This is a genomic window from Pedococcus sp. P1_H8, assembly GCF_056405175.1.
Map to the genome: position 1 here is coordinate 1 of NZ_JBFUCP010000064.1, position 607 is coordinate 607.

At 66.9% G+C, this 607-nt stretch carries 1 protein-coding gene; it reads left to right on the plus strand.

The annotated features are described in order from the left end of the window. Window positions 1-226 precede the first annotated feature (226 nt). Window positions 227-514 carry a hypothetical protein gene (locus AC1DYG_RS18840; RefSeq protein ID WP_477641398.1) on the plus strand — a complete coding sequence of 96 codons (288 nt, stop codon included), beginning with the start codon at window positions 227-229 and terminating at the stop codon, window positions 512-514. The last annotated feature ends 93 nt before the right edge of the window (window positions 515-607 follow it).

Genomic DNA, 607 nt, shown 5'->3' on the forward strand with positions numbered 1-607 from the left:
CAGCCCGGCTGTACGAACTCACCGAGGACACGAACCCTCGGTGCTCACGGTCGACCGCGCGATCGGCGCCGTCGACGACGCCTTCGACGTGCCGTTGCAGTACGGCAGCCGGATCGGCCGGCGGCTGGGGCAGTAGATCCCGGCCCGGGCGCAGCTGTCCACCGTTCAGATGACATCGGCCGTGGCAGCGCCTATTTCGGCGCTTGAGTGGACGTAGTCTCCGCCCATGACACATCTCGTACCGGGCAAGGTCCAGGCCCCCACCCGGACCAACCTCTCCGCCCAGATCGGGTTGTTCTCCGCGTTGATCGGATTGATCCCGGTGGCGCTGGTGTTCGGATTTGTCGGCATTCACGAGGTGAGCCGCCGGCCGCACGAGAGCGGGTCTCGACTCGCCTGGGCCGCGGTCGCCCTCGCAGTGGTCGAGATCATCGTCATCGTCACCGTCGGCGTGATCTTGGCAGTGCAGAACGGCTCGCCTTCGTCCAGCAAGACCCGCTACCGCTACGACTAGCTCTTGGCGCCGACAGCTTTCGTCGCGAGGACGTTCCACCAGTTCCCGGCGACGTTGATGGTCGGCCCCTCGATCCGGCCCGGGGCCGTGAAC

Excerpts from the sequence above, each read along its gene's own strand:
- AC1DYG_RS18840 (WP_477641398.1), top strand. The coding sequence starts at position 227 with ATGACACATCTCGTACCGGGCAAGGTCCAGGCCCCCACCCGGACCAAC.